The sequence below is a fragment of the Snodgrassella sp. CFCC 13594 genome, from assembly GCF_001590725.1.
In the GTDB taxonomy this organism is placed as follows: domain Bacteria; phylum Pseudomonadota; class Gammaproteobacteria; order Burkholderiales; family Neisseriaceae; genus Snodgrassella.
In genome coordinates, this window is record NZ_LQXR01000037.1 from 1 (window position 1) to 4638 (window position 4638).

Annotated in this window: 2 protein-coding genes; both read right to left on the reverse strand. The window is 49.5% G+C overall.

The features are described from left to right. Window positions 1–2710: LPD7 domain-containing protein (locus A2F46_RS11335; RefSeq protein WP_066570549.1), on the reverse strand; the 2710-nt coding region annotated here is incomplete at its 3' end. Window positions 2711–2768: 58 nt separating this feature from the next. Beyond that, complete coding sequence (locus A2F46_RS11340) at window positions 2769–4634, reverse strand: type IV secretory system conjugative DNA transfer family protein (protein WP_066570551.1); 1866 nt, start codon at window positions 4632–4634, stop codon at window positions 2769–2771. Window positions 4635–4638: the final 4 nt, after the last annotated feature.

Genomic DNA, 4638 nt, shown 5'->3' on the forward strand with positions numbered 1-4638 from the left:
GAGTGAGGTAATAACTGTCCTGATTCTTGCTGTCATGCTGATATGGTGCGGCACCGTGCGCCACGATGCGTTCGCCGGCAAGGGCAGCGGGCGCATTGTTTGCAGGCGATGTCGGCGACATTGCTAAGGTTGCCGTATCAACCTCAGGCGTACGCTTTTGCTCTGGTCGTGGCATGGCAGGCTCAATGCTGTTGAGACTGTTTTCAGAGCGAATCCGCTCAACCAAAGCCAGATCAGTGGCGGTAGGTGCATAACCACGGGTGCGGATACCTTGGCTTTCAGCCGCCACATACATCATGGCTTTAAATTCTTTGGTACCGGACAACTTAATACTGTCCCAGCCTTTGGCTTTGGCCACTTCCAACATGTCATTGACGGTTTGGGAATCAGTTTTTGCGGTACTGATTTTTTTACCCTGGTCTTCAAACAATACAGTGGTGCCATTGTTGGCTGATAAGTACTGGCCGTTAGCCACTATGTAACGACTGGCCAAATGCTCCGGAGGCGCTTTGTATTGAAGATCGGTAATCGGTTTCGTCGGCTTGTCGTGACCAGGAACATCAGCTGGCGGAACCTGTTCTGGCCTTGGTTTTGAATTTTTTGCATGGTCGGGATGTTTGAGCTCGGGCGGCGGTTCTTCTACTGAGGGTTTGGTAGTGCCGGTTGTATTAGCAAATGGCGCAGAATCAGCTGGTTCAGGTTGCTTCGGCTCTGTTACCGGAATGGTTTGTTGCCGTTGGTCATCCAGTTCAATGCTGTTGGTGGTTTCATTAGCCATATTCGTTTCCTGTCGACGTAAAAAAACCGCCTCTTCGGCGGCCGGTGATAATGTGGGTTGCGTGGGTGGTGGTTCAGAAAGAACTGAAGCCACCTTATTGGTGGCTTCTGACATGGGATTTATTTCGGGTTGTTCTTTTTGAACCGACTGCCCTTTGGGTAGTTCTGTTGCAACCACTCTAAATCGCGCTTCATCTCTTGCCTGAGTGATTCGATCTCGGATGTTGTCAACATTCGGGGCCTTTCTGATATGCCCAGCTTCACCTTGGGTGAGTTTATCAATGCCATAACCAAATTCCTCCTTCCAAAATTTGTCCATGCCATCACCGTGCTTACGGTTAATGGCGTTAATCATATCGGGTTTAATAACGATATTCAATGCACCTTCGTGCGCTGTCATCACGGCGGCCCCCAATACCTTACCGCCACGATTTTCAATGTACCCTTTCAAGTTCGCGATGGTGCTGCCAATGGATAAGGTGTCATCCATTAAAATGTATTCGCGTCCAGGCTCGACCTCACCTGTGAATGTCGGTTGAAATGCCCAACGATGATTAATATCAGAACCAGTGCGGCTAACCTTACTTGCTTGTTGAATCGAGTGATCAATAGGCAAATCCAATTCTTGGCCAAACGCATTGGCCATAGCAAGCGGAATTTTGTTGTGGCCGGCTGATTCAATCGCTCTTACTGGAACAATATAAGGCTGATGATCACCAATCATTTGTTTTATCTGGCCGATCGTCTCCTCATTAATTAGTTTATTGACCAATTGACCAGCGGCGACCACATCACCGCCTTTGGCAGCAACATACTCAGGCTCATTTTTTAAATCACCCATATTTCCATTGCGAATCACCGGTGGAAAATCGTCCCAGTCAGATCGCTCCGGTTTTGGCCATTCAGCTTCTGGTTCAGGCTGTACGGCCATTTCCGGCTGCAATACCTGGCGTACAGCATCGATGCCGGCCAAAGCATGTAAATCGTTAAAATCAGAAGGCAGTGCATCAGGCCCATGTGATTGCTGGTACCGGGCTTGCTGCTCGTCGGTAAACACCGGCATGGTGACACGGGCCCGATCACCAAAAATTTCTGCGGCTTCACGGGCTTTGGTAATGCCGGTTTGGCTGGCGTCATTATCAGCTGCAATCACCACTGGTGTGGCGGCTGGTAAGGTCTGTACCATCTTCTGGGCGACGGCAGGCAAGTTGCCGGCATTGAATGCAACCACCACGGGCATCCCTGTTGCCTGATAAATACTGGCTGCGGTGGCGACACCCTCGGCCAGCACAACGCCTTCAGTAATGCGTTTGGTGTCGCCGATGAATGTGTAACTGCCTTGGGCTTTGCCACCCGACAAAAAACGTTTGCTGCCGTTTTCATCAATGAATTGCATGGATACAATTTCTTTGTCCTGCATCACCGGTACCAGCAAATTGTTACTGCCTTTGTATTGGCTTTGCTTCAGTTGAGCGACTATATAGGGGTCGGTAATGCCTTTGGATACTAAATACGGGTGCTGCGGTGACGCCTGTCCGTTATTACGCCAAATGGTATTGGCGGTGCGCTGAGCCTTTTCCTGAGCCTTCTGTGTAGCTACAGCCTCATCTTGCTGCCGTTTCTGTGCCTCACGTTCCCGTTTGGCCAACTCTTCAGCAGATGGCGGAGTGTAGGGCTTATTGGGTTTGTATCCGCTTTGTCTGGCTTCATAAAACAACGAGCCGATACGCACATTGCCTGGTTTCAGACTTTTCCAAACATCTTTGGTGTCGCGTGGTTGGTAATTGCTACTTTGCTGCGACCATTGATCCCAAACATCGAAACCATCATTGCCTAGCTCGTCTTTTAAGGCAGCACCCATTTTGACCCACATGTCGCGCTCTTGTGGATCGACATAGCTCAGGGCAAAACGGATGTCATCTATATCACTCATGATGTCCTCACAAATAAAAATGCCGGCACATGGCCGGCGGGTGGTTATTTAGATCGAATTAGGTGTTGCCCAAGACAGCTTTAAAAATTGGCATCGCGTTGATGCCGAGGCTCTCTTGTACGCACTGGCTCATTTTTTCTATGTACTCAGGTGGGCAGTCCGGTGTAATCAAGTTCTTCAGTAACGTATTGAACACATCCGCAGCATTGGTTACGTCACGAGCATCAGCAGTGGCCATCACTTCATCGGGCATGTATTGAGCCACAGCCGTGGCGCCAATCAAACGCTTGGCTGCATTCACTTGCAATGCCGGCACAATCGGGCAAGGAAGATTGGCGCGCTCGATGAAGGCAGGATCTTGCCAGTAGATAATCTTTTGGGCTTTGATCGGCCGATTTTTGGCCATACTGATGATGCACTCAGAACTCGGCATCAGCTTCAACTCCTGCGGCAGCATCACTGCCCGGCGCTGGTCTGATTGGCTTTGACTGCGGCTGCCGCCCCTTCCTGAAGAACGCGAAAGCGATTTGGCTTTGAAGGTTTCATAGCCAATCATTTTGCTGTATTCCTCAGCATCAACATCATTGGCCGGCGTAAACACCACATGGCAATCAAAGTTGGTGAAGAACGTGCGGGTCGCGTCACGGCCATATAAGTCTGTCACTTGTGACGGGGACTGAATAATGATGAGCAAGCGAAGGCCATAACCGGCAATGTACGATACCCCATGCTGGATTGCAGGAATCACGCCTAAAGCAGTGAATTCGTCCATCAATAACGTGCACTGGTATTTTATTGCTGGGTTGTTTTCTGGCAAGCCCTGTTGCACGTTTAAGCTCACCAATTGACTGAAAAACAAATTAGTGAGGCGAGAGAATGGCCCCGTATCGGTAGGAATCACACCGATGTAAATCGTCATGCGCTGCCGACGAACATCAGTCAACATAAAATCATCACCACTGGTGGCTGCCTCTACTACAGGGTCAAGAAATACACCCAACGGTGCCGTTAGCGTCGCCAAAATGTCAGCACCGGTTTTGGCATTGCCATTGGCAAAACCATACAGTAAGGTTTTGCAGTTGCTGCTTAACTGGGTATGAGGCTGTTGGTCACGCAGCTCAATCTCCTCTTTAATCCACTCAGTCAAAGTCATGCCATTGGGTGGCGCAGTCATGCGGAACAAATTGGCCAACGTGCTTTTTTGTTTTGAATCATCCAAATCACGTTCCTGCTCTGTTTCCAGCATGTACAAAACCAGGCCGGTAAACAGCTTCTGTGCCGATTCAGCAAAGAACGTCGCTGATCCCGTATCCTTACTCGGTTTTGGGATTAAAATATCCGCCATTTTCATAATGTCTTTGTACATGTAGCGTGGATCACGGCGGATGTACGTCATTGGGTTCCAACGATGAGACACCACCGGCGCATTGGGGTTGATGGCGTGTTCAGGCATTTGGCCTGCAGGATTAAACAAAAAGACTTTCTGTTTCAGCTTATCCTGGCGAAAGCCACCCGTGATTAGAAAATTCTCCAGCTTGGGGTCATATACCACCATGCTGCCGCGATAGTGCAGGCAGTTGGGTATCACAATACCCACGCCTTTGCCCGAGCGCGTGGGCGCAGCCAAATACAAAAATGTGTTGCTTGCCCAACGCAGATATTCTTTTCCATATTTGCCAATGAGCAAATCCGGATAATCGGTTTTGTTAAACTCTTTTTGCAGTAATCCGGTTTTCATGACTTCCACTTTATTCGCAAATCGCGCCGAGCCATGAAGCTCGCGTTTTTCAGGCGCAAAAGTGGCTGCCATCACCAACACGAATGGTGCAATGGCCAAAATGCCACTGACCACCGCACTCACCATCAACGGGAAGTGGATTGCTTCAGGCAAGGCATCACGATGGCTAAAAAAGGTGTAGAGCAAGCTC